Source organism: Cognatiyoonia sp. IB215446 (assembly GCF_033963825.1).
Lineage (GTDB): Bacteria > Pseudomonadota > Alphaproteobacteria > Rhodobacterales > Rhodobacteraceae > Yoonia.
Window position 1 is genome coordinate 76,568 of the sequence record NZ_JAXBMD010000008.1, and the last position, 23,181, is coordinate 99,748.

24 protein-coding genes and 2 tRNA genes are annotated in these 23,181 nt (G+C 58.8%); 13 read left to right on the top strand and 13 right to left on the bottom strand.

Going from position 1 to position 23,181, the window contains the following annotated elements; all coding sequences use genetic code 11:
* Window positions 1-38 precede the first annotated feature (38 nt).
* Complete coding sequence (locus SLH49_RS20440; protein ID WP_320270997.1) at window positions 39-512, top strand: hypothetical protein; 474 nt, start codon at window positions 39-41, stop codon at window positions 510-512.
* A 232-nt stretch (window positions 513-744) separates the two neighbouring features.
* Here the strand turns inward: SLH49_RS20440 and SLH49_RS20445 are convergent.
* From SLH49_RS20445 to SLH49_RS20460, 4 genes are all read right to left on the bottom strand, one after another.
* A tRNA-Asp gene (locus SLH49_RS20445) sits at window positions 745-819 on the bottom strand.
* A gap of 10 nt (window positions 820-829) precedes the next feature.
* A tRNA-Glu gene (locus SLH49_RS20450) sits at window positions 830-904 on the bottom strand.
* Window positions 905-1,502: 598 nt separating this feature from the next.
* Window positions 1,503-2,093, bottom strand: coding sequence for a ferric reductase-like transmembrane domain-containing protein (locus tag SLH49_RS20455; RefSeq protein WP_320270998.1), 591 nt, complete (start codon window positions 2,091-2,093; stop codon window positions 1,503-1,505).
* 5 nt (window positions 2,094-2,098) lie between these two features.
* Window positions 2,099-2,569 (bottom strand): twin-arginine translocation pathway signal, encoded by a 471-nt coding sequence (locus SLH49_RS20460; protein WP_320242744.1) that lies wholly within the window; start codon window positions 2,567-2,569, stop codon window positions 2,099-2,101.
* A 163-nt stretch (window positions 2,570-2,732) separates the two neighbouring features.
* Here SLH49_RS20460 and SLH49_RS20465 point away from each other — a divergent pair, with 163 nt between their 5' ends.
* The 3 genes from SLH49_RS20465 (at window position 2,733) to SLH49_RS20475 (ending at window position 6,163) form a co-directional block, all read left to right on the top strand.
* Entirely contained in the window at window positions 2,733-3,365 is a 633-nt protein-coding gene (locus SLH49_RS20465; protein ID WP_320270999.1) for a ribonuclease HII, read from the top strand.
* A 91-nt stretch (window positions 3,366-3,456) separates the two neighbouring features.
* The gene (locus tag SLH49_RS20470; protein ID WP_320271000.1) at window positions 3,457-4,566 is read left to right on the top strand and encodes a site-specific DNA-methyltransferase; all 1,110 of its coding nucleotides are present in this window, start codon (window positions 3,457-3,459) and stop codon (window positions 4,564-4,566) included.
* 337 nt (window positions 4,567-4,903) lie between these two features.
* A complete protein-coding gene (locus SLH49_RS20475) occupies window positions 4,904-6,163 on the top strand; it encodes a sensor histidine kinase (protein WP_320271001.1) in 1,260 nt (419 codons plus the stop codon).
* Window positions 6,164-6,238: 75 nt separating this feature from the next.
* On the opposite strand, the gene SLH49_RS20480 is transcribed toward SLH49_RS20475, so the two are convergent.
* A complete protein-coding gene (locus tag SLH49_RS20480) occupies window positions 6,239-7,381 on the bottom strand; it encodes an alkane 1-monooxygenase (RefSeq protein ID WP_320271002.1) in 1,143 nt (380 codons plus the stop codon).
* 51 nt (window positions 7,382-7,432) lie between these two features.
* Window positions 7,433-8,431, bottom strand: coding sequence for an A/G-specific adenine glycosylase (locus tag SLH49_RS20485; protein WP_413785317.1), 999 nt, complete (start codon window positions 8,429-8,431; stop codon window positions 7,433-7,435).
* 121 nt (window positions 8,432-8,552) lie between these two features.
* On the opposite strand from SLH49_RS20485, the gene SLH49_RS20490 reads away from it, so the two are divergent.
* Both SLH49_RS20490 and SLH49_RS20495 read left to right on the top strand, forming a co-directional pair.
* Entirely contained in the window at window positions 8,553-9,062 is a 510-nt protein-coding gene (locus tag SLH49_RS20490) for a DUF721 domain-containing protein (protein ID WP_320271004.1), read from the top strand.
* 12 nt (window positions 9,063-9,074) lie between these two features.
* The gene (locus SLH49_RS20495; RefSeq protein WP_320271005.1) at window positions 9,075-9,740 is read left to right on the top strand and encodes a DsbA family protein; all 666 of its coding nucleotides are present in this window, start codon (window positions 9,075-9,077) and stop codon (window positions 9,738-9,740) included.
* Between the two features lie 65 nt (window positions 9,741-9,805).
* Here the strand turns inward: SLH49_RS20495 and lpxK are convergent, their stop codons facing one another.
* The 6 genes from lpxK to SLH49_RS20525 all read right to left on the bottom strand — a co-directional run bounded on the left by lpxK (window position 9,806) and on the right by SLH49_RS20525 (window position 16,048).
* Entirely contained in the window at window positions 9,806-10,804 is a 999-nt protein-coding gene (gene lpxK / locus SLH49_RS20500; protein ID WP_320271006.1) for a tetraacyldisaccharide 4'-kinase, read from the bottom strand.
* A gap of 1 nt (window position 10,805) precedes the next feature.
* Window positions 10,806-12,002, bottom strand: a complete 1,197-nt coding sequence (locus SLH49_RS20505; RefSeq protein ID WP_320271007.1) for a 3-deoxy-D-manno-octulosonic acid transferase — start codon at window positions 12,000-12,002, stop codon at window positions 10,806-10,808.
* Between the two features lie 26 nt (window positions 12,003-12,028).
* Entirely contained in the window at window positions 12,029-12,271 is a 243-nt protein-coding gene (locus SLH49_RS20510; protein ID WP_320271008.1) for a DUF4170 domain-containing protein, read from the bottom strand.
* A gap of 37 nt (window positions 12,272-12,308) precedes the next feature.
* Window positions 12,309-13,100 (bottom strand): 3'(2'),5'-bisphosphate nucleotidase CysQ, encoded by a 792-nt coding sequence (locus SLH49_RS20515; protein ID WP_320271009.1) that lies wholly within the window; start codon window positions 13,098-13,100, stop codon window positions 12,309-12,311.
* Window positions 13,087-14,433 (bottom strand): TldD/PmbA family protein, encoded by a 1,347-nt coding sequence (locus SLH49_RS20520; protein WP_320271010.1) that lies wholly within the window; start codon window positions 14,431-14,433, stop codon window positions 13,087-13,089. The genes SLH49_RS20515 and SLH49_RS20520 overlap by 14 nt, the downstream gene beginning before the upstream one ends.
* 112 nt (window positions 14,434-14,545) lie before the next feature.
* Complete coding sequence (locus SLH49_RS20525; RefSeq protein ID WP_320271011.1) at window positions 14,546-16,048, bottom strand: DUF2125 domain-containing protein; 1,503 nt, start codon at window positions 16,046-16,048, stop codon at window positions 14,546-14,548.
* A gap of 130 nt (window positions 16,049-16,178) precedes the next feature.
* On the opposite strand from SLH49_RS20525, the gene SLH49_RS20530 reads away from it, so the two are divergent.
* From SLH49_RS20530 to SLH49_RS20540, 3 genes are read left to right on the top strand one after another with little or no spacing between them, the layout of a single operon-like run.
* Window positions 16,179-16,928: an SDR family oxidoreductase gene (locus SLH49_RS20530; RefSeq protein ID WP_320271036.1), complete on the top strand. Its 750-nt coding sequence runs from the start codon at window positions 16,179-16,181 to the stop codon at window positions 16,926-16,928.
* On the top strand, window positions 16,925-17,539 hold the full coding sequence (locus SLH49_RS20535; protein WP_320271012.1) for an enoyl-CoA hydratase/isomerase family protein: 615 nt from the start codon (window positions 16,925-16,927) through the stop codon (window positions 17,537-17,539). The genes SLH49_RS20530 and SLH49_RS20535 overlap by 4 nt, the downstream gene beginning before the upstream one ends.
* A gap of 23 nt (window positions 17,540-17,562) precedes the next feature.
* On the top strand, window positions 17,563-18,738 hold the full coding sequence (locus tag SLH49_RS20540; protein ID WP_320271013.1) for a TIGR03862 family flavoprotein: 1,176 nt from the start codon (window positions 17,563-17,565) through the stop codon (window positions 18,736-18,738).
* A gap of 73 nt (window positions 18,739-18,811) precedes the next feature.
* Here SLH49_RS20540 and SLH49_RS20545 read toward each other — a convergent pair whose 3' ends face one another.
* Window positions 18,812-19,477 (bottom strand): hypothetical protein, encoded by a 666-nt coding sequence (locus SLH49_RS20545; protein WP_320271014.1) that lies wholly within the window; start codon window positions 19,475-19,477, stop codon window positions 18,812-18,814.
* A 148-nt stretch (window positions 19,478-19,625) separates the two neighbouring features.
* On the opposite strand from SLH49_RS20545, the gene SLH49_RS20550 reads away from it, so the two are divergent.
* The 4 genes from SLH49_RS20550 to SLH49_RS20565 all read left to right on the top strand — a co-directional run bounded on the left by SLH49_RS20550 (window position 19,626) and on the right by SLH49_RS20565 (window position 23,150).
* Entirely contained in the window at window positions 19,626-21,743 is a 2,118-nt protein-coding gene (locus SLH49_RS20550; protein WP_320271015.1) for a YjbH domain-containing protein, read from the top strand.
* On the top strand, window positions 21,740-22,402 hold the full coding sequence (locus SLH49_RS20555) for a YjbF family lipoprotein (RefSeq protein WP_320271016.1): 663 nt from the start codon (window positions 21,740-21,742) through the stop codon (window positions 22,400-22,402). Before SLH49_RS20550 ends, SLH49_RS20555 begins: the two co-directional genes overlap by 4 nt.
* A 103-nt stretch (window positions 22,403-22,505) precedes the next feature.
* Entirely contained in the window at window positions 22,506-22,718 is a 213-nt protein-coding gene (locus SLH49_RS20560) for a hypothetical protein (protein WP_320271017.1), read from the top strand.
* Window positions 22,719-23,012: 294 nt separating this feature from the next.
* Window positions 23,013-23,150, top strand: a complete 138-nt coding sequence (locus SLH49_RS20565) for a hypothetical protein (protein ID WP_320271018.1) — start codon at window positions 23,013-23,015, stop codon at window positions 23,148-23,150.
* The last annotated feature ends 31 nt before the right edge of the window (window positions 23,151-23,181 follow it).

Consider the following 23,181-nt stretch of genomic DNA (forward strand, 5'->3'; position numbering starts at 1 on the left):
CCAATCACCGTCCCCAGCACGTGTTGAAAGGAAACATGATGAAAAAGCACCTGATCGCAGCAGCTGCCAGCCTGTCGCTGGTCTGCGCGTCACCCGCAACTGCCCAGAACTTCGACCGCGAGGATCTTGGCAAACTCCTGATCGGACTCGCCGCCGTGGCCGTGATTGGTGCCGCGATCGAGGAAAACCGCAACCGTGACAGCAGCACACGCGTTCACGACAACCATAGTGGCGGCATCAACCGCAACAACAGTTGGTCTGACCTCGGAAGCCGCAACGATTGGTCAAACCACAACAGCAGAAATCGCCATGTATTGCCGCGCCAGTGCTTTCGCAATGTCGAAACCCGCTTTGGCACCCAGCGCATGTTCGGCCAACGCTGTTTGGAACGGAACTATCGCCATGTGAACAGCCTGCCCGGTCGCTGTGCCGTGCGGGTCTATACCGATGATGGCCCGCGCCGCGGCTTCGATCCGCTTTGCCTGCGTGAACGCGGCTACCGAGCTGACTGACGCTTAACCCGTCAGACAGATGCGCGGACACTTTGCCCCGGTTACCGCGCAAGAATCGGGCGATGCTGTCTCAGATAAGAAAGCCCTAACCAAGAGAGACGCAAAGCCCGACAGGGGCAGAGAGGTTGGACATGGCTCTCTGCCCCTTTTTTGCTGAGGTCAGATGTCTGGTTTGAAAGCCGGCCAAGACTGTCACCGCAAAAGCAGATTTGGCGTGGTTCTTGAATACACTTGGCGGTCGCGACGGGATTTGAACCCGCAACACCCGGATAGACAATCCGGTGCTCTCCCATTGAGCTACGCGACCGCAATCTGCTTGGTAGGGCGTACGGGATTCGAACCCGTGTTCTCCGTTAGAAAGACGAATGTCCTAACCACTAGACGAACGCCCCAAAGCCGATGAGATATGAATACATCGGGCGAGCGCGCGACGTCAAATTATTATTTTAAAACAATTGCTTAGCCTACATCTCCTCTATTCACTGCCGAAGGTGGCAATGTCGGAACAGAGCGCTGGTGTCGTATGCGTGAAGATAAGATCAAGGAGACCTCGCGGTTGTGCGGGGTCTCCTCTGTATCGTTAGGTTCTTCCAACGGCTGGTTGGACACAGCTTTGATCTCCTTGCATTTTTGAAACAAAAAAGACGGCCACCTGATGGTGCCGCCCTGAAAGAAAGGCTCTCGCGAACCCAACCTTTTGGGATGCGCATGTCTAGTCCACGCACCCTCCTAGGGCGTTGGTCCAGCAATCTCGTTCTGAAAACCGTACTAACATGGTCCGTCCTCGCGCCTAGTCAGCTATCAGAGAAACGCGCAGATAAACAAGAACATCTTTTGCGGCAACGTCTCCTTGTGAGTCTGCTGGAACGCATCTTGTACCGCCGAACACGAGCAATCACTTGGTCTGCGCAGAAACACCTGCATTCACAGCTTAACAAAGGATGGCCCCAACGCGCGTTTCCCCCCAGGGAAGGTCTACCTTTCCGTCGCCTATGCGCGGCGCTTTGACCGCGGCAGAAAAGGACGCACCAAAACTGGCCCTGCAATAGCCAACAGCAAAACACTCAGAGCGATTTTTGAAAGCGTCTCCATCGTGCCTTCAATCAGGAGCGCATGCACCACGCAGCCGATCACGATGAGAGCTGCCAGCGACATATGCGCCGCCCGCCATGTCCGAAAGCGCAAGTTCCTGCGCCAGATGGCCAAAAGCGCAGTCGCGAAAACCGCCCACATGGCAATCACGCCCCAGATCGAGAACGGTGTGGGCGAGCGAAAGAGCAATGCATCGACCACATCAGGCGGGCTGGTGATCCACAAGCCACCCACATGGACGAGAATGGCCAACACCAAGGTGCCGCCAATCCAACGGTGCACCCTGCGGCCTCGCATCGACGGCAGACCCGGCAACAGCCCCGCCGCCAGCAAGGGCTGCATTACCAACAGCGCCATGGCCAGAACTCCAGCAATGCCAGCGACGATGTAAACCGGTTCACGCCATTGCAGCAACGGAGAGCCCAGCGCCATCGTGACGGGCCACAAGAGGAGGGCAATCAATGCGCCCCAGATTAAGACAGGGCGCATCGCGCTCAGGCAGGTTGCAGAACGAAATGCGCGGCGAGCGTTGTGTCATTCGGGCTGCTCATCAGGGGGCGCAGAAATACGGTTTCAAACTCATCACTGTCATAGGCCAGATGCCCATGGGCCTGCCCGAATGCAGGCACGATCTGTGGCATCTCCAGCCGGAATTCGCCATTGGCGTCGGTCAGCGTTGCCCCATGGCTGCGCGCATCACGCTCATGGCCTTCGGTCGTATGGGCCCAGATCTGAATGCGTTGGCCTGGTAGCGGCGCGCCGTCACCCGCGCGGCGCACCGTCCCGGTCATCCAGAACCCGCCGCCACCAATCCGCTCCACAATTGGCGCGCCGGGGCGATAATTATTGGACCCGCCACGCATGGAGGGGGTCGGTGCAACGCCTTGCGCCATTGCGGGACGGATCAGGGTTGTCGCAGCGGCGCCAGCAATCAAGGTCCGGCGGGTCAGTCTATTCAGGGTCATTGGGCAATCTCCTGTCAGGTGGCCTGTTGGTAGAGATATTAGCTCAGCTTGCCGAAACGGCGAACAGGTCTTCGGACCAAATGCGGCGACCCCGCGAAAAGTTGATCCCGTTCTGCCCAATGATTTCGCTTGCAGTCGCCGTCCTGCTCTGCTGAGTGGCCTCATGTCCCAACCTGATTTCAGTTTCGAAACGCTGGCCCATCAGAACGGCTTTGCCCATGTGGCTGGCGTTGACGAGGTCGGGCGCGGCCCTCTTGCGGGTCCGGTTGTTGCGGCTGCGGTCATTCTGGACCCAAAGCGCATCCCGGCGGGGCTGAATGACAGCAAGAAGCTGACCGCCAAAAGCCGCGACGCGCTGTATGATGCGTTGATGGCCGATGCAGATGTCTCAATCGCGCAAGCCAATGTGGCAGAGATCGATACCCACAACATCCTGCGCGCCAGCCACATCGCGATGGTCAGGGCGATCGGGAGCCTCCGGCAACCAGCGGATCACGCGCTGATCGACGGGAACATGGTCCCGCGTGACCTGACCCTCTCCGCCGAAACCATCGTCAAAGGCGACGCGCGCAGCCTCTCCATCGCGGCCGCTTCTATCGTCGCAAAAGTGTGGCGCGACCGACACATGGTGGATTTGGCGCAACAGTACCCGCACTATGGCTGGGAAAAGAACGCGGGATACCCCACGGCCCAACATAAACTGGGCCTCGCGCGTTTTGGCGTCACCCCACATCATAGACGTTCGTTCAAGCCGATACACAATATCTTGTATCAAGATAAAAACGTAAGTAATTGATTCAATAAAGTTTTTGACAGCGAATCGTCTCTGACTCACATTAGGGCCAAGCAAATGAGCGGGCCAACCCGCCGGGGCTTTGAGGCAAGTGATGACGACCAAGACGACGCGTAGGGGGGCGACTGTGCTTCCTTTGAATACGATTATTGATGGTGACTGTATCGAGGTCATGAACAACCTGCCCGCCGGTTCGGTTGACCTGATCTTTGCGGACCCACCCTACAACCTGCAGCTTAAGGGCGAATTGCACCGGCCCGACAATTCACGCGTCGATGCGGTGGATGACGCTTGGGATCAGTTCGACAGCTTCAAGGCCTATGATCAGTTCACCAAAGCATGGCTAAAATCCGCACGGCGGCTCCTGAAACCCAATGGCGCGATCTGGGTCATCGGCAGCTATCACAACATCTTTCGCATGGGCGCTGAACTCCAGAACCAGGGGTTTTGGATCCTCAACGACGTGGTCTGGCGCAAATCGAACCCGATGCCAAATTTCCGAGGCAAGCGCCTGACAAATGCACATGAGACGATGATCTGGGCCTCCAAGGAAGAGGCGAGCAAGTACACGTTCAATTATGAGGCGCTGAAGGCGCTGAATGAAGGTGTGCAAATGCGCTCTGACTGGGTTTTGCCCATTTGCACCGGACATGAGCGCCTGAAAAACGATGCAGGCGACAAGGCACACCCAACCCAGAAACCACAATCGCTGCTCCACCGTGTTCTGGTGGCCACCACAAATCCCGGCGATGTGGTTCTGGACCCTTTCTTTGGCACTGGCACAACAGGTGCGGTGGCCAAGATGCTGGGCCGCGATTTCATCGGGATCGAGCGGGAAGAGGAATACCGCAAGGTCGCCGAAAAACGCATCGCCAATACGCGCAAGTTCGACAAGGAAGCGCTTGAGGTCTCCGCCTCCAAGCGAGCCGAGCCGCGCGTGGCCTTTGGTGTTCTGGTCGAACGCGGCATGCTGCGTCCGGGCGAAGAGCTTTGGTCGATCAACGGCCGCCACAAGGCCAAAGTACGTGCTGATGGCACGTTGATTGGCGACGATATCAAAGGATCAATCCATCAGGTTGGGGCGCATCTGGAAGGCGCACCAAGCTGTAACGGCTGGACCTATTGGCAGTTTAAACGCGACGGGCAGAAGGTGCCCATTGATCTACTACGCCAGCAGATCCGCGCAGAGATGGCGAAGCACTGACCGGGTAGATCGGGCACTTCACCAAAGTTGATACCGCCGGTGCCTGCGGGAAGCCCGACCATGGTGGAAGGGTCCGCATGCACTAACTTTATCCCCGCCATCGCAATGATGGCGGGGTTTTTTCTGATCATGCACAAGGCGCCGCCATACATCCTTAGCGACAGACTATTTCCTTAAATTCTTCATAAAGGTGTGGGTCAAACACGGATGACGTGCCAATATGCTCTTCGTGTTCAGTAGGCAGAGTTCATTTTCGATAATGCAGCGGTCGCTATTTCACCGCGCCAGCGTTAGGTCAGGCGACACAACGCGGGACTACTGGCCCGTTGTGGAATCGATGATCGAAGCTGACATCGGTTCCAGAACGGAACTGCTTTTGCGGTTTTTCGTGGTGGGCTTTACCGCGCTTTTCCTGATCGTCGCCACCGAACAGCGCGCGATTGCCCTTTGGCTGATCATCTTTTTGCTGACTAACGGCTATTACAGTTGGCGGCTGTCGAAGGTTACCGCCCCTGTTTCAGCCCAGACCTATTTGGGGCTGCAGGCGCTTTTTATGCTCTCAGTCACGCTTTATACGTCCTGCGCGGTTTACATCTTTCTAGTCGACACACCATCATTTATTACCACTGCCTTGGCCGCGTTGACGGCTCAGGCGCTGTTCAACATCTCGCGTCATCGGCAAAGCGATGTATTGGCGATTTTCGATACGGCGGTCGTTGCGCTGGCCGGTCTGTTTTTCGGATTGTCCAGCCTTTGGAAAGTGGATGGCAATCTGTCCGAGCAAATGATCATTGTCATCGCCACATTAGGGGTGTGCAGCTATTACGTGATCGCCCAGATCCGGAAGATCCAGATCCACAATGCACTGCAGACGTCCCGGCAAGAGGCCGTGCAAACGCAAAAGATGCGGGCGGTGGGGCAACTGACCGCCGGTGTCGCGCATGAGTTCAACAATCTGCTAACGGTCATTCGTGGCAACATCGAACTTGCGCAGCTTGGCGAAGGTACCTCAGAATCCCAGGCGCGGCTGAACGATGCCATCAAGGCCGCCGACAGGGCAGATGCACTGACAAGCCAGCTTTTGTCGTTGTCGCGCAAGGCGCGGCTAGAGGCCGCGAGCATCAATCTTGATCAATTCTGGCGCGACTTTGCAACGATTGTCCCGCGCATCGCGTCAGCGCAAATGCGTGTCAATCTGGAGCCTCAGTCAGAGCCCGAAACGCTTTACTGCGACGTCAACCAGCTCGAGGTGGCGCTGATCAATCTGATCGTCAATGCGCGTGACGCCATGGATGAACGCGGCGAGGTTTGGGTGAGCTGTCGGCAGGCAACGTCAGCTGATTTGGCTCATCTTGGTTTGGACAAAGATGGCGCATTTGGGATCGTTACGGTGCGTGACAACGGCCCGGGTATCCCAAAACACCTTTTGCCAAAAGTGATCGAACCGTTCTTTACGACCAAGGATGTTGGCCAGGGAACAGGGTTGGGGCTGCCAATGGTCAAGGGCTTTTGCGAACAGTCCGGCGGCGGCTTTGCCATCAAGAGCGATCGTTCAGGCACGCAGGTCATGCTGGGCTTGCCAGTGGCAGCTTTGTAAAACTGATCCTTGTTGCCAAACAGGTACCCAGCCCTTCGCCTTAACCCTCCCTCGCGATCTTTCGCCAAATCGTCGTTACCGTGGCAACGGGTTTGTGCCGTGTTTATACGCGTCCCAATCGGCAATTTCCGGATAATGCTGGTCGCGCCACGCCTTGACCCGGGGGTTCATGGACCTTTTCCAGACGGACGGAACAAGGGCCATCATCGTCATGACAGGATAGCCATGGGGCAATTGCGGTGCCTCATCCGCCGAATATGTCTGCAATAATGGGAACCGGCGACTTGGCTTATAATGGTGATCGGAATGGCGCTGCAAATTGATCAACAGCCAGTTTGAGGCGCGCTGTGCGGCGTTCCAAGAATGGCGCGGCTGGACATGTTCATATTTGCCGTCGCCCAGATGTTTCCGGGTGAGCCCGTAATGCTCAACATAATTGACGAGTTCGAGTTGGAATATCGCCCAGAACGCCTGCACCGAAAACAGGAACACACCCCACCAACCGCCGATCAGTGCGGCGAGCAGAATGAAGCCAACCTGCAGGGCCCAATAAAGCCAGAATGGGTTTGACAGGTGATACCAGCTTAACCCCTTCCGGGCGAGCATGGCCTTTTCGGCATTGAAGGCCGAGATCCAGCATTGCCACAGGACACGCGGGAAGAAGCGATAAAAGCTTTCCCCATAGCGCGCGGTTACCGGATCGCGCGGCGTTGCCACGTAGCGATGATGGACCAGCAGATGCTCTGACCGGAAATGCGAATAGAGGACGGACGCCATCAGAATGTCAGCCATCCAGCGTTCGGCCTTCGGCTTTTGATGCATCAGTTCATGCGCATAAGTGATGCCGACGGTCCCAGAAAGGATGCCAAGCCCAGCAAAAAGCGCCCATTCCTCAACCCGGTTGAGATGGTCGGTCTGGACGACATAGATCATCAGACCGAAGATCGTGGCCAACTGGATTGGACCCCAAAGCAGCGTGATCAGCTTGTACCAGAAAAGCTGTTCTTCCGGCGTATCAAGGTCGGGGTTTTTGGTGTTGAGGCCAATGAAATAATCAAGACCGGTAAAGAGATACCAAGTCGACAACGGCAGAAGCAGGATCCACCAGCCGCCCAAGTTCGCAACGAGCACGGCCAATGGCACGAGGCCCAACGAGATCCAAAAAGGAAGTGCCGTGCCAAGATGTGCGATTTTCGGAGCACCTGGTATGGCGGTCATCGTGATCCTCCTGACCTTTGCCGCCAATGCTAGTCAGCTCGCGTTAAAATCTCAATTATCGCGTAGCGTCACTGCGGCGAGGTCGAACACCTTGCGCATGGCGGTAGGGAGTGCTGCGGGGCGAAATCCTGACTGGTCAACAAAGGTCCCGCGGTGCGGTATCGCGTCATTTGCGACCCGCGCCGTCATGATCTTCAGCCGCAGATGAAAATGGGTAAAGGTATGCCGCGCCTCTTCACCCAGTTCTGCCCAATCGGCCTCAAGCGGCGGCGCAGGCTCCGGTCTTTCCGACCAGTCGGAACCCGGCCAGCCCAGCATGCCGCCCAAAAGCCCGGTTTCAGGCCGTGTCTCTAAGAGCCAGGCGCCATCTTTGCGGCGGGCGACATAGACGATCCCGAACCGCGTTGGTGTCTTCTTTTTCGGAGTCTTTTTGGGCAGTTCTGCAGCCGTCCCAGCCGCACGTGCCACGCAAGGATCACGCCATGGGCAGATGCCGCAAGCAGGGTTGCGCGGGGTGCAGATCGTGGCCCCCAGGTCCATCACCGCCTGTGCGTAATCGCCGGTGCGTTTCTGCGGTGTGAGCGCGCGCGCATGTTCTGTCAGCACCGGCTTTGACCCTGGCAATGGGTCGTGGATATCATAAAGCCGTGCCATCACCCGTTCGACGTTGCCATCCACAACGGTTTCGGGGCGGTCAAAGGCGATAGCGGAAATTGCTGCGGCCGTGTAGGGTCCGATGCCCGGCAGCGTCAGCAAGGCATCGTAGGTGTCCGGGAAAATGCCGTTGTAGTCAGCGACAATTGCCCGCGCGCATTTCAGAAGGTTGCGCGCACGGGCGTAATAACCGAGCCCCGCCCATGCCGCCATTACATCAGCATCATCGGCAGCGGCAAGGTCCGCCACGCCTGGCCAGATCGCCATGAATTTCTGATGATAGTCACGAACGGCGGCGACCGTGGTTTGCTGCAGCATGACCTCTGACAACCAGACCGCGTAAGGGTCGGGACGGATTCCGTTTTTGCGATCAGCGGGAGAGACGCGCCACGGCATCTTTCGCGCATGAACGTCGTACCATTCCAATAATGCCGCACTGAGGTCACGCAATATTTATGTCCCGGTTTTGTTGCCACACTGACTCGCCCGTCAAAGTGTTTTAGGGTATTGCGCAGAGATGAAACAGACACGTCATACCAGCACGACCCGCGGCTTTTCGCGCGCGGCGACCTTGGTGCAGACACGCATTCGCAAGGCGAGCGAGGCGCGGGGCTTTGCCGTGACGCGCCTGTTGACCCATTGGGCCGAGATCGTTGGGACGGCTACGGCCCAAGTCGCGACACCGGTGAATGTCAGCTACGGTCAAGGCGGGATGGGGGCGACCCTCACCTTGCTGACGACCGGCGCGCAGGCACCGATGCTTGAGATGCAAAAGGAGCAGATCCGCGAGCGCGTGAATGCCTGCTACGGGTATCGCGCGATTTCACGGGTTCGGATCACGCAGACGGCGCCAACGGGATTTGCCGAAGGACGGGTGGCCTTTGAACCGGCACCAAAGCCCCAACAAATGCGCGATCCGGCTGTGCAAAAGGTGGCGCGCACCCTATCTGATGGCGTGCAAAGTGATGACTTGCGCAAGGCTTTGGCGGCTTTGGGCGAAAATGTCTTGATGAAACAAAAGACCTGACAAGAGGTAGATATGAAACGCAGAACACTTTTGGCCGCAGGTGGCGGCGCTGTGGTGGCACTTGGTGCCGGATGGATGCTGACGCGGCCCGACCCCGCAACAGGCCTTTTGCCCGGTGCCGCAAATGCGCAGACCACAGATGGCAGCGCGCCTGAGATCATCGAGATGATCAAAGGCAATCCGGACGCACCGGTTGAGTTGATCGAATATGCCTCTTACACCTGCCCGCACTGTGCCTCGTTCCACGCGAACCAGTTCAAGCTGATCGAGCAGAATTACATCGACACGGAAAAGGTGAAGTTCGTCTATCGCGAGGTCTATTTTGATCGTCCGGGTCTTTGGGCCTCGATGATTGCGCGGGCCACGAATGATACGAATTTCTTCTTTGCGTTCTCGGACATCCTCTATCAGCGGCAGCGCGAATGGCTGGCCAGCGGCGATCCTGCGCAAATCATTCAGGAGTTGCGGACCTTAGCAAAGACCGCCGGGCTGGATGATGCGACGCTGGATGCGGTGCTGAGCGATGCCGCGAAGGCCGAGGCGCTTTATACCTGGTATCAGGATAACGCGCAGCGGGATGGCATTAACTCGACCCCCAGCTTCATCATTGACGGGCGAGGCTATTCCAACATGGCCTATGATGAATTCGCTGAAGTGCTTGACGGGAAACTGGGTTAAGCCCCAGATCTATTGAGACGTCGTGAGCGGCCCCGGATGACTTCCGGGGCTGTTTGTTTGTGGGGCTAAGTCTTGCCAGCAAGCCCGATTTTGTCGAGCGCCGCATCAAGTGGCGCCCAATCCACAAGCGCCAGACGGACCGGCAAAGTGAGCACTTTCATGCGAAAATGGTCGGGCAGTCGCACCGCGTCCTTTTCCGTCGTCACAAGCTGCGCGCCGAGCGCCTTCGCCTCACGTGAAAGCCGGTTCATTAGAGCATCGGTCAGGGGCTGATGATCGCCCAGCGCCTCTGCCCCGACCAGATCAACGCCCATATCCCGCAACGTGACAAAGAACTTCTCTGGATGACCGATCCCCGCGAAGGCCAAGAGCTTGAGGTCGCGCCACGGCATGCCCGTCGGCAATGGGGCCAGATGGCCGACTAGATGCGGCACAGTTAGATCCCATTGCGCGGCGAACCGGTCCTGTGCTGCTGGCGGACCTATCGAGAGAACGAAATCTGCGCGCTTGAGGCCCGCAGCGACAGTCTCGCGCAGCGGACCTGCGGGCAGCACACGCCCGTTGCCGAAGCCCCGCATCGCGTCGACCACGACGATGGAAAGGTCCTTGGCCACATCAGGGTTTTGAAAGCCGTCATCCAGCAAGATCGCGTCGGCACCGGCGTCTTGCGCCGCCCGCACACCTGCGGCGCGATCTTTGGCGACCCATGTGGGGGCAAAGGCCGCAAGCAAAAGCGGCTCATCACCGGTTTCGCTGGCTTTGTGGGCGCGTTCGTCAACACGCTCCGGCCCGTCCAGCGTACCGCCGTAACCGCGTGACACGACGTGAGGTTGGTAGCCGCGGGCCAAGAGCCGCTCAATCAGCGCGATGGTTGTTGGTGTCTTGCCAGTGCCGCCGACATTGATGTTGCCCATGCAGATCACCGGGACGTCGGCCTTGATCTTGGCGGGCTGTCTGACCCTTCGCGCGGTGAGACCACCATAGATCGCGCCAAGAGGTGCCAGAACGCGTGTGAGGATGCTCGGCTTGTCCGGCGGCAGAAACCAGAAGAGCGGCGCGCGCATGCTAGGTTTCCAACTCTTCCAGGCGCGCTTGGATATAAGCGGCGATCCGGTTTGTCACGTCCGCCCCACGCGAGGTGACATCCCATGCCGCATGGGCGATTTCCGCGGTGACATCGGGGGAAAGCAATGTCTCAACCACCTTGCCAAGATCATTTGTCGAGCGGATGAGCCGCGACGCACCCGCCGCGTTCAGCCGTGCCGCATGTTTCTGATAGGGAGAGACCTGCGGGCCGTAGAGCACTGCTGAGCCCAATGCCGTGGCCTCAAACGGGTCGCGGCATCCGCCGCCATAAAGGCTGCCACCAAGATAGGTGATGGGTGCTATGCGATACCAAAGGCCCAATTCCTCTTCCGTGTCAGCGATGAAAACCTGGGTGGTCTCTTCGGGATCGTGCTGTTCGGACCGCAACGCGACACTCAGATTCTGACCGCGCATCATATCGGCAAAATCATTGGCCTGCCGTATGTCTGCCGGTGCGATGATCAACAAAAGCCTGTGCGCTGTCCTGCTTGCGTCCTGATGGGCCAGACAAAGATCAGGCCATTCGCCAAGATGGGCTGCAGCGGCCAGCCAGACCGGCCGCGTGCCAATCGCCTTGGCGAGTTCCTGTCGCTCTTCCTCGTCACAGGGGAGCGCCGGGTCGCTGTCTTCCATGGCACCGGCGATCAGCACCGTGTCCGCTGGCGCGCCCGCGCGGATCAACCGTTCAGCAGAACCGCGATCAATGGTGAGGATCGCCTCAAACTGCGCAAGGACAGAGCGCATGGCACCCGGCACCCAGCCACCAGCCACGTTATCAAGCCCCTCGCCATTTGCATCGACGAGGATGGTCGGAACCCGGGTCGAGCGGATTTCATCCAGCATCACCAGATCAAGATCACCCCGCACCCAGATCACCATGGATGGCTGCCAATGGTCGAGGAAGCTGCGAATGGTCTCTTTACCCTGTGGTTCTGGTAATGCGCGGTTCGAGCGGGTTTTGTGCCAGTTATGCAAGGTCGCGATGATCTGGATCGGATCACCGTCTTCGGCCAGTTTGCGGCCGAGTGTTTCGACAATTGTCAACTGATCCGGTGCGCTACACCGTGCCCAGATGATGGTGCCAGCGGGGCGCGGCGGGTGATCGTTAGGGCCGAAACTGCGATCCGCGACGCCCAGATTGGCCAGATAGGCCGCAATGGAAAGGGATCGTGCCATCTCTTCCGGGTCCTACGGGTCTGCGCTTAACCCAGCTCTTCGGTCGAAGAGGCTGCAGTTTCCTCATCACGCAAGCGGTGAATATGGGCGATGTAATAGCGCATATGCGCGTTATCGACCGTGCGCTGTGCCGCCCCTTTCCAAGCGTTGTAAGCCGCATCGTAATTGGGGAACATACCAACGATATCAATATCATCGACATCCTTGAACACGTTCTTGGATGGATCGACCAGTTCGCCCCCAAAGACCAGGTGCAAGCGTTGCGTCATGGGAAAACCTTCGCGTGAGTTTCAAATCTGCCGTAGCTTAAGCGCTTGGCGACGGTGGCTCAAGCCGGGCGGCAAAATCGGCATGCAGTTCTGGGCCAGCGACAAGCACCCCGGGAACTTGCGGGTGCCGATTATTGAACCGTAGATCCCGATCATATTGATCGGTGATGGTCGCCCCAGCCTCCGATGCGATCAGGGCACCGGCGGCGATATCCCATTCCCAACTGGGCCGGAACGTCATCATCCCGTCAAAACGCCCTGCGGCCACAAGGCACAGCCGATAGGCAAGCGATGAGCGAAACGTCCGTTTGATGGCAGGCACTTCCTGGTTTTTCCAGAAATGCGGTTGCAGGTTGACCTTGGCGGCCAGGATGGTCGCGTTGTCCATCCGGACGTCGCTGACGCGGATCTTTCCCTGATTGCAGGTAGCCCCCGCGCCCAAGGACGCGGCAAACATCTGGTCTCGCATCGGCAGATAGATCGCAGCTGCGATCACGGCCCCCTCCTCAACGATGGCCAGCGAGTGGGCCCAATCCTTTGCCCCGTCGATGAAGGCGCGGGTGCCATCGATAGGATCGATGACGAACTGACGCTTGGTCTGAAGGCGCGCGGTGCTGTCCTCGGTCTCTTCCGACAGCCACCCGTAGTCAGGCCGGGCGGCACGTAATTCGTGCTCCAGCATCGCGTTAACCGCCAGATCGGCCTCTGTCACCGGTCCGGCGCCATCAGGCTTGTGGGTCACGTCAGGGGCGTTCTTGAAGTAGCGCGTCGCAATCTCGCCCGCCTCCCGCGCGGCATCTGTCAAAAGTGCAAGATCAGTCGCCTGCAAGGGTGAGACCTTCGACAAGGAGCGACGGAACAACGCGGCTGAGATGCGTACGGCCATCATTGGCGGGCACAATGGTTTTCAGCATGTCGCGCAGATTGCCCGCAACGGTGCATTCATTCACCGGATAGGTGACTTCACCGTTTTCGACCCAAAAGCCCGACGCGCCACGGGAATAATCGCCCGTATTGGGGTTGATCGTAGAGCCGATCATGGAGGTCACCAAAAGCCCGGTTCCCATTTCTTTGATCAGGTCATCGCGGCTGTGCTCGCCTTGGGTCAGGCTGACATTTGATAGGCTAGGGCTGGGCGGCGCGCCGGGGCTGCCGCCTGCGTTGGCGGTGCTTTCAAGCCCCAGCTTGCGTGCATTGGCGAGATCCAGCGTCCAGCCCGTCAGCACGCCCTTGTCCACGATAGCGCGGCGCTGGGTCGGCAGACCTTCAGCATCGAAAAGGCGCGAGCCGGTGACGCGCGGCCTGTGCGGCTCTTCGATCAGCGACAGGGCTTCGGGCAAAACCTGTTCACCGACAGCATCGCGCAGCCAGCTTGATCCGCGCGCGATGGCGGCACCATTGACGGCTTGCAGCAGACTGCCGATCAGTGAATTGGCAATCCGTTCGTCAAAAAGGACCGTGAAAGCGCCTGTTCCTGGCTTGCGTGCACCTGACCGCTCCACAGCGCGGGCCGCAGCCAATGCGCCGATCTCGGCAGCGTCGCGCAGATCACCTTGGAAAACGCGGCTGTCAAAGTCGTAATCCCGCTCCATCTCGGTCCCGGTTCCGCTGATAGCAACGCACGACACACCACGATCCGTGCGCGCAAAGCCTGCAGAGAAGCCGTTTGTCGCGGCCAGATGAATGCGGCGATTGTTGTATCCGGCCGACGCAGCTTGCACCTGCGAGATGCCAGTGTTGCTGAGTGCCGCGGCCTCTGCACGGGTGGCATCCTCTTGCAGCGCGGCTGGGTCAGGCTCTTCCGACGGGTCGAAAAGCTCCAGCGTTGCGGTATCCGTCTGGGTCGCCAATTGCCCCGGCTCGGCAAGGCCGATATGCGGGTCATCGGGCGCTTCTTTGGCCATCGCCACTGCCCGCTCTGCCATCTGGGCCAGTGTATCGGCGGCAGTATCCGACGAGGAAACACAGGCCTGACGCTGCCCGACGAGCACCCGCAAGCCCACGGTGATACCCTCAGACCGATCCGCCTGTTCAAGTGCGCCACCCCGCACAGTGATCGATAGGCTGGTACCGTCAACGGCAATGGCGTCAGCGGCATCCGCACCAGCGCGGCGCGCGGTATCGAGCATCTGCTGGGACAGGTCGGCGAGGGATTGGGGCATAGGGTGTCCTTTGTACTGTGCCAGACCTAGTGCGATGGCCAAAGGCCCGCAAGTGTCAAGAAAAATGGCGCGATATCACGATACCGCGCCATCTAGCAAAACTTTGAAATAATTAGCGGATCTGCTGTCCGTTCGCCAGCACCCGGCCATCGGCGGTGACTTCGAGCTTGGTCTCCAGCCGGTCATCACCGGTCGAACGCGCAAACATCCCCATCATCATCCTGGGAGCCATCGCGTCTTCCTGGCTTACAAGGCCCATGGAGATCAGGTTATCGATCAGACGGTTCAAGCCGCTGATCTCAACCACAACATCACCTTCGGGCTTGGGCAGCGGCGCAAAGGATTGCATGTCGCTGTTGTCAAAGGTGAACGCACCCGTACCCGTGACCAGCGCACCTGCGGCCGCGATCCGCAGATTTTCAAGACTCAACTCAGCCAGCTCAAACGGCATTTCTGATGCGTCGATCTGGGCCTGTTGCGCAGGGTCCATCAAATCGAAAAGCGGCTTGGCCAGTCCTGCGAGCGAGAACTGGATCGTCGCCGGATCGCGCGGCAGAACGCTGCCCGGATCGAACAGGTTCCAAACCATATCGTTGAGTGTCAGATCAATGAAATCAAGGCTGAGCCCGAAGTCAGAGGGCGTGTCGCTTTTCGATGTCGGCATCTCAAAGCCGACCCCATATTCGCTCAGCCCGACTTCAACGGGGAACGGCAATTCGCTGGCCGAGATATTGGCTGCGACGTCCGTTGTGCTGGTGTTGTACGAGATAACGTCAGCATTCACTTCGGCTTCCAGCGAAGTGGCGCCTGTGCTGATCGATCCTGAAGCCTGATCACCCTCAGCGTTGATGTCAAAAATATAGGCGGAGTTGTCGAGGCTATAGCCGCCAGCAAAGCTGAAGCCATCAACGATCATCGTATCAGGATCGTCAAAATTGGCATCGACCGGCAGAGACATGTCGGCATTCAGCGCCATGTTTTCGATCTTTCCGCCGCCGGTCACGTATTCGCCATTCCCGCCAGGGATCTGGATATCAACCAGCAGGTCAATGGACGAGACGCTGCCCTCATAGGCGACGTTGCGCAGGTCAGATGTTGTTGTGTTGTAAACGCTGGTAAGATCATTCGCGACGATCTGCGCGTCGCCGGTAAAGGTGATGTCGCCGTCAACCACCTCGTCCAATGAGATGCTGTAGCTATTTGCACTGATCTCGTAGTTCATCGCACCGGGATCACCGCTCACGATCATCTCAAGCGCGTCTTGGGCAACAGTCAGAGTAACCACAACGCCGTCAACACCCGTCAGCGTGATAGGATAGCTTTCGTCCATGGTCACCTTGACGGTGCCGTTGCGCTGTTCTTCAAAAACAAGATCACCGATCTGGGCGCTGACGGTCAGTTCCGGGTCTTCGATGTCGACGGCAAGATCACGCACGGTCAGGGTGCCGCCTGACGTTTCCTCACCACCGATGGAAACGCTGTCGTCGCCATAAAGCGTCATCTGCGACTTCCAGTCTTCCCACACTTGTGCTGCGGTCACATCGGCCTGCGCCGTGCCGCCTGCCACCAACGCAGCAAGGCAAACCGCACTTTGCAGTTTCGTGGTCGTCTTCATCCCAAATCCCTTCTTTCAGTCTTGTCTTTCGAACCGCGCCGAGCGTTCGTAGTATACGGGCCTGGACGGATGCTACGATTCACTAAGTAGCCACCTGGGGACCAAATCGAAAGGGATCAGTGTGAAAAACATCAACATGGCCGGAAAAACCGTGCTGGTGACAGGGGCCAGCCGCGGGATCGGGGCGGCCGCCGCACGGGCCTTTGCCGATGCGGGTGCCAATGTGGCGCTTGTGGCGCGCAGCACCGACGCTATCGCTGAAATCGCGGGCGAGATCGGCGATCAGGCGCTGGCGATCCCTTGTGATGTCTCGCGCCATACCGAGGTTGAGATGGCTATCGCGGCGACTGCCAACACGTTTGGCGGGCTTGATGTACTGATCAACAATGCCGGGGCAATTGAGCCTATCGGGCATCTGGTTGAGACCGACCCGGAAGCGTGGGGGCGCGTCATTGATATCAACCTCAAAGGCGTGATGTATGGGATGCGGGCCGCGATGCCGGGCATGATTGCGCAGGGGCATGGGACGATCATCAATATCTCATCCGGCGCGGCCCACGGGCCCGTTGAAGGCTGGACTGCATATTGCAGTTCCAAGGCGGGGGCGTACATGCTGACCCGTGCTGCAGACAAAGAGGCACGTGACAAGGGGCTGCGTATCTTGGGGCTGTCGCCCGGCACCGTTGCCACACAGATGCAGCGCGACATTAAGGAGTCCGGGATCAACCCCGTCAGTCAGTTGGACTGGTCGGTGCATATCCCGCCCGAATGGCCAGCGCATGCGCTGTTGTGGATGTGCACGTCGGAAGCAGACGAATATCTCGGAACTGACGTAAGCCTGCGTGATGAGGATATTCGCGCTAAGGTCGGGCTGGCATGATCCGCTGTGACAAGGATGCCGATCTGTGGACCCTCACAATTGACCGGCCCGACAAGGCAGGTGCGCTGACGGCGGATATGCTCAACGCCTTGGCGGATCATGCGGCGGCGGCGCAAGAGGCGAAGGCGGTGATCCTGACCGGCACCGGCAAAGTCTTTAGCGCGGGTGCCGACCTTGATGCGGCGAAGGCCGGTTTGGCCACTGATCCCGCTTGGGAGCGGTTATCGGGGGCGGTTGCGGCCCTTCCGGGCCTGACCATTGCGGCACTGAATGGCACAGTGGCGGGTGGTGCGTTTGGGATGATGCTGGCCTGTGATCTGCGCATTGCGGTGCCGAGTGCGAAGTTCTTTTATCCGGTCATGAAGCTGGGGTTTCTGCCGCAACCGTCTGATCCGGTGCGGCTGACCCGGCTGGCGGGTGCGTCACGGTCCAAGATGATCCTGATGGCTGGGCAAAAGGTGACGGCAGAGGATGCGCTGGCCTGGGGTCTGGTTGATGAGATCGTTGAGGCCAACGCTCTGATGGGCCGCGCGAGAGAACTCGCTGCGGATGTCCTGAAAGCCGATCTTGGCCATGTGGCGGCCATCAAGCATATGGCGGACTTGGACTGAGCCCCGGCGAAGAGGTGGCCCAGATGGCGGATGCGGTCGTGATTGGCGCGGGCCCCGCTGGCCTGATGGCAGCTGATGTGCTGGCAAGCGGCGGGCTGCAGGTGATCTTGGCCGATGCGATGCCGTCGATCGGGCGCAAGTTCCTGATGGCGGGCAAATCCGGACTGAACTTAACGAAGGTGGAGCCCGAAGCCGAATTTCTCGCGGCCGTTGGCCCATTGCCGCCAGCCATGCAGAAAGCCTTGAGCGAATTTGGCCCGGATGAGGTGATCGCGTGGGCCAAGGGGTTAGGCCAGCAAGTGTTCACCGGGTCCACGGGCCGCATCTTTCCGAACGTCATGAAAGCATCGCCTTTGCTGCGGGCCTGGTTGGCGCGGCTGGCGGATTTGGGTGTGAGCATCCGTACGCGTTGGCGCTGGGATGGGTGGGACGGCGCCGATCTGGTGTTTGAAACAAGCGAAGGGCGCGCGTTCTTGCAGCCCCGTGTGACCGTTCTTGCCCTAGGCGGTGCCAGTTGGGCGCGGCTGGGCGCGAACGGGCTTTGGGCGCAGCAATTTGAAGGGTCTGTTGCGCCCTTTGCCCCCGCCAATATGGGGTTTCGCGTGGCGTGGAGCGACCACATGACCCGACACTTTGGCGCACCCATCAAATCCATCGCTTTGAAAGCCGGGGATCAGGTCTCGCGGGGCGAATGTGTGATCTCGGAAAGAGGCATCGAAGGTGGCGGGGTATATGCGGTGTCGCGCGCGGTGCGCGAAGGTGCTGCGCTCACGGTTGATCTTTTACCGGACTGGTTGGAACAGCGTGTCGCAGATGCCCTGGCCAAACCGCGCGGCAAAGCCAGCCTGTCCAACCATCTGCGCAAAGTGCTGCGGCTTGATCCGGTGCGGCTGGCGCTGCTGGCGGAGTTTGGGCGCCCCTACCCCAATGATCTTGCGCCCTTGATCAAGGCCCTGCCCATCCGCCACCTTGGCCCCCGCCCAATGGATGAGGCGATCTCAACTGCGGGCGGCATCATGTTTGATAAGCTGACCGACGGCCTGATGCTGCGCGACAGGCCCGGCGTGTTCTGCGCGGGCGAAATGCTGGATTGGGAGGCACCAACGGGCGGCTATCTGATCACCGGGTGCCTTGCCACGGGCAGACTTGCTGCACGCGCCGCCTTGCACTTTGCCACGGATATCCGCCCGCGAGACTGACGGCGCCCGCGATCAGCATTAGGCGACTGGAATGCAAGGACGCTGCCGTCCGCCCCGCTGCCCAAAGGCTTCTTTACGCTACCAACTGCAGGTTTTTGGCTTCATGACCATAGAGGTTCAGATCCCAGGCGTAGCGATTGCGCAGGATCGTACGTGCCTCCGCATTGTAGCGCGATTGGGTTGGCTGCATGAGTGTCAGCGCATCGAGAGCGTGCCCGCTAAAGCCGGGCGAAATGCCAAGCCCGTGGAAAACCTCGGTCAACTCCTCTTCCGCATTCTCTGCCCTGACGACATGCGAGACATAATCGCCGCACCAAGCCTCGCCCGACCAGGCGCCAAAGCGTCGCCACCGCGGGCCACCAAAGGGGGCGGCACCATATCCGTTGGGGCGGGTTGAGGCGAGCCAACGCGTGAAGCCCGGATCACCGACGCCAACACTGCGCCGCATGCGCCAGATTTTGTTGGTCTTCGCAATCCGGTCGTAAAGCTGCACCATCTTCTGCGCCGGGTGTCGGACAATTGCGATGCGGGTGTATTTGCGAAAGGCAAATCCGGCGACGTCGAAGGCAAGCTCAGCCTCTGCCGGGGACATATCGCGAAAGAAATTTGATTGGGTCGTCGCATTGCGACTGCCGACAATGGGCTGATCCAACCACGGCTCTAGCGCGCGCGAAATCCAGGGGCATGCGCCCAAAGGATCAGGGAAAACGATGAACTGGTAACGATGTGACACTAACATGATCGCAACCTGTATCATTAAGGTTAACAATTGGTTGACACGTATAGCGTGCATTCGTGCAAATCCATCCACGCGGAAGTTTTCAACCATTTTCAAGCCCTTCCCGGCGCGCTAGACATCGCTGACGGGAAGTGTGGAGAACAAGAATTTGCAACGCGTCATCCTCGTGACGACATCCGCGCTTGCGCTGATGGCCGGCAATATCGGGTCGGCCCAGGACGCCCTGACCAATTATTCGCTGTTCGGAACACCGGGCCTCTTAGAGATGCCCACGGCGCAAAGCGCGCCAGAGGGCACCTTGGCAGGCAGCCTTGCCTATCAGGATGGTCTTTTTCGCGCGACGGCGACCTTTCAGCTCACGCCGCGCCTATCGGCCAGCGCGCGCTATTCCGTCGTTGACCTTTACGAGGATCTCACGACCGACATTGACGAAGGCGCGTTCGAACGCAGCTTTGACCTGCAATACCGGCTGAACAACGAAGGGACCTATCTGCCCGCCTTTGCAATCGGCATCCGGGATGCCTTTACGCCAGGCCGTTTTGCGTCGGAATACATCGTTGCGTCCAAAAGCATCGGCGACAATTTGATCGTCACCGGCGGGATCGGCTGGGGCGCGATGGGCCTGCGCGACGGGTTTGACAACCCGTTTTCGGAGCTGGGCGAGCGGCCCGTTTTCGATGATGCGGAAAGCGAAGGACAACTGGGCTCTGATTTCTGGTTCCGCGGAGATGCGGCAGCCTTTGGCGGGCTGAGTTATCAGATCAATGAAAAATGGGGTCTGGTCGCAGAGTACTCCTCAATCGACTACCCAGTCGCTGCAGGTCGCCCCGCGCTTGAAGCGGACTCGCCTTATAATTTCGGTGTGACTTACCGCCCGCGCCCCGGCACTCAATTGTCACTTGCTTCGCTTTATGGCAGTGAGATCGCGCTTTCGGGGACCTTCACGTTGAACGCCAACAACCGCCCCGCGATGAGCGGGCTAGAAAAGGCACCGGCACCGGTGAACGGACGTAGTGCCGCGCAATTGCGTGAGGAAAGCTGGGACCGCGATGCGGTACCGCCCGCCGGATTGCGCGCCGCGACGGCGGCTTTGCTTGAGATCGAGGGCCTGACATTGCGTGGGCTGGAGGTCACAGACGACACCGCGCGCATCCGGTATTCCAACAACCGCTACCGGTCGCATGCGCAGGCCATGGGCCGTGTCGCGCGGATGATGACGCAAGTGATGCCAGCATCTGTCGAGACATTCATCCTGGAAACCGAGGCGCGAGGCATTCCCTTGTCGTCTGTCACCATACGCCGCAGCGATCTTGAGCAGCTGGAGAACCGACCCGGTGCAACAGCGCAGATGTTGGAGCGCGTGGCTATCGAAGACGCTGCAGCGCGCGGGCCGATTGCGGACCGTATTCCCATTGAGGAGAGGTTTCGCTGGGGTTTGGGGCCTTATCTGACGATCAACCCGTTCAGCAGCGATGGCTCAATCGCCGTGGATGCGGGGCTGAGCCTGTCGGCGAGCTACACGATCACCCCGCGCACCGTCTTGCGCGGTGCCATCACTCAAAGCGTTCTGCCTGCCGACAAGGATGACCCGTCACCCGATACCGATGACATCCCCAATGTGCGCACCGATGGCGGGGCTTACGGCGATGATGGCGTCCCCGTCCTGCAACGCCTGACGCTTGCCAGCTACGGACGGCCCGCAACGGATATCTACAGCCGCATCACGGTGGGCTATCTGGAACGGATGTATGGCGGTGTGTCGACCGAGCTCTTGTGGAAGCCAGTGGACAGCCGATTGGGGCTTGGGGCAGAGCTCAACTATGCCGTCCAGCGCGACAGTGACATGGCTTTCGGGTTTGACGAATTCGACTACGATGTGGTGACCGGTCACGTCTCGGCCTATTACGATCTTGGAAATGGGTATCACACGCAGTTGGATGTCGGGCGGTATCTGGCAGGCGATTGGGGGGCAACGCTCTCGATTGACCGCGAATACGAAAATGGCGTACGGGTCGGCGCCTATGTCACGCAGACCGAGATCTCTTACGACGATTTCGGTGATGGGTCTTACAATAAAGGGGTTCAAATCTCGATCCCACAGGACTTTATCACCGGGCAGCCCAATCGCGGCAGCTATGGCACAACGATCCGGACGCGCGTTGGCGATGGCGGTGCACGGCTCAATGTCGGCGGGCGACTTTACGGGTTCGTGCGCGACGCGCATCAGGGCGATCTGACAGATACATGGGGGCGGTTCTGGCGATGAGGCATCACATCCGGTATCTGATGGCGGGCCTTTTGTGGGCTCTGCTCTGCTCTTGCGGCTCGGTCGAGGAAGAGGGCACAGGCAATCAGATCGGTGCCCTGGCGACGGAGTTGATCACCGCGCGCACAGGTGCCACGGCGCCTGCCACAATCGCCGTGCCGCAAGAAGAAATCCTGAACAATCCTGGCCAGTATATGCGCGTCAATATCCGCGATCTGGACCGCTGGGATACGATGGCGCAGGCGGCTCAAAACGGGGAGCGGATCACCTGGGTCGATACGGAAAACAACACGATTACCCTTGAAAACGGGGTCGTTGTGGCAACCAGAGGCTTGCCACGCGACCTGATGAGCGCTGATGTCGGGCAGGTTTGGGCAGCAATCCGCGCAGGCGGCGGAAATGCGCAAAGAACCCATGAATTCCTGGGTGATGACGACCAAATTTCGCAGCAAGTGTTGCAATGCAGCATCGCCGCACAAGGTCCGGACATTGTCGAAAGACTAGGTCAAACGCTGGAATCACGGCGTTTTGAGGAAAAATGTGTGGGCCAAGGGCTACAATTGACCAATATTTATTGGGTGAATCGCAACGGAAGGCTTTTGCGCAGCCTGCAGGCGGTCTCGCCCGATTCTGGATATCTTCAAATCGACGTCTTTTGATCTTACTTTCGCCCTCTTGGATTTTGCGAAGGACCCTGATTTAAGAAAATCTGAGGCGGGCCGTTCGGTTACCGCCTGAACGTGCATTAATTGGAGTACCGACATGCGCCTTACAACTACACTTGCAGCCTCGGCAGCACTGGCCGTTTCTGGTTTCGCAGCCAACGCTGGCGGCCTGTCTGACGAAGTGATGGAAGCCCCTGTTGTTGCAGTTGAGCCTGAGCCCGCACCAGCTGGCACATCGATCAGCCCAACATTTGTGATCCTGGGTGTTTTGGCTGCATTGCTGATCGCAGCAGCTGTGAACGAAGACTAAAGCGCAACACCGCTATTACGGTTTTGCTTAGAAACAAGGCAGGCCAATGGCCTGCCTTGTTTTTTGCAGCGATGCTTCAGCGCCCCGGTAACATGCAAAATAGCGCGTTTACCATTTGTTAAGGTTATAGCCTGACGTCGTAGATTGTCCTAGCGTCACTCGCGTGGTTGATAAATCAGCGTAAAAAAACCGAATTGTAGCGCTAGTATAGGCTTTACAATAACATTCGCAGCCGCTGCACTTTTTGCTGAACCTGCCCTAGTTATCCACGTAGGTAGCCTGTCCGACGAAATCATGGAAGCGGCAGTTGAACCTGAGGTGGCAACCGTGGAAAACTCCATCAACCGGACCTTTGTGACCATCGGTATGCTTACTGCCCTTCTTCTGGCTGCGGCATTCAACGACGACGGCACCACAGCGTCATTGACTTAGTCGCCGCCCGTTTAGCGACTTACTTAGAAAA